Genomic DNA, 1,181 nt, shown 5'->3' with positions numbered 1-1,181 from the left:
AATCGTTAGAATGTCATTAAACAACACCGTACCACCATCAGCCTCGCTCTAGTATTCGAAGGCCCCGACATTTGCGTCAGACCCCAATGCCAAAAACATCCGCTTGAAAACGTTGCTCGCTCATTGCACGGACATTTGACAGAAAAGAATGGCTTCATCGCACGTCGATGAGATTTTATGAATGGCTCGAGCGACCGTTTCTTTTCCTGAGCCATTCTCTCCGTTGATCAGAATGCTCACATCGGTAGGACCAATGCGTTTAATTTGATCGCGTAGGCGCTTCAAAGGAACCGATTCCCCAATAAGTCCCATATCTTGATTATTGCCAAACGTCGGCCAAACCTTCTTCTCAAGCTTTAACATACCCAATTGATGGCCTATCGTGCTGAGCAGTTGCGCATCAGGGATAGGAGCTGTGAAAAAGTCGATACAAAAGTTAACGATAAACTGGCAAATCGTGTCAGGAGCTGAGTTGTCTGTTCACGAAATGAAAGGCGAGCCAGCGTACGTGCTTGTGCGTGCTCACAAGATTAGCGATGCCATTGAGACTGAACTCATCATGGCTAAGGTCAACAATGCCGATGCATGGCCCAATATCTTCTAACAGCGCGTCTACTTTGCGTAAATCCGCACATTGATGGCACTTCCAGCCCACCTGCTCCAAAACGGACAACCAAGGCTCATAAGTACCACCAACCACTACCAATGACCCCGGTACAGAATCCATCTTAAACTGAGTAGCCATATACAACCCTTTCACTATTTCGATCGTTAGTTACATTATCGAGACTAATGATTCATAAGTCTGTTTCAATATTGAAGACAGTTAATTAATTCTAGACTCAATTACTAATACTTGGAATGCAGTTAGCATTTAGTGATGTAAAAGGAATTCTGCTCGATAAAAAAAACCACCCGAAGGTGGTTTTCCAATCTATTTGCTTCTTATCGCCTGAGGACGCATCGCTGGGAATAGAATAACATCACGAATCGTGTGCGTGTTGGTCAGTAGCATCACTAGACCGGTCGATGCGATACCTTGACCTGCAGTCGGTGGTAGGCCGTGCTCTAGTGCTGTGATGTAGTCTGCATCGTAGAACATTGCTTCGTCATCACCAGACTCTTTCGCTTCAACCTGTGCTTTAAAGCGTGCATCTTGGTCTTCAGCGTCGTTAAGCYCG

Annotated in this window: 1 protein-coding gene and 1 pseudogene; both read right to left on the bottom strand. The window is 45.5% G+C overall.

The annotated features are described in order from the left end of the window. Positions 1 to 51: 51 nt before the first annotated feature. A pseudogene (gene vpsR, locus CIK04_RS26165) lies at positions 52 to 745 on the bottom strand (cyclic-di-GMP-binding transcriptional regulator VpsR); the annotation flags it as partial. Positions 746 to 934: 189 nt separating this feature from the next. Beyond that, positions 935 to 1,181, bottom strand: a 247-nt coding sequence (locus tag CIK04_RS26160; RefSeq protein WP_325205845.1) for an amino acid--tRNA ligase-related protein, incomplete at its 5' end; no start/stop codon positions are given.

Source organism: Vibrio sp. 03_296, from assembly GCF_002265885.1.
This window is presented reverse-complemented; position numbering and strand designations above follow the sequence as displayed.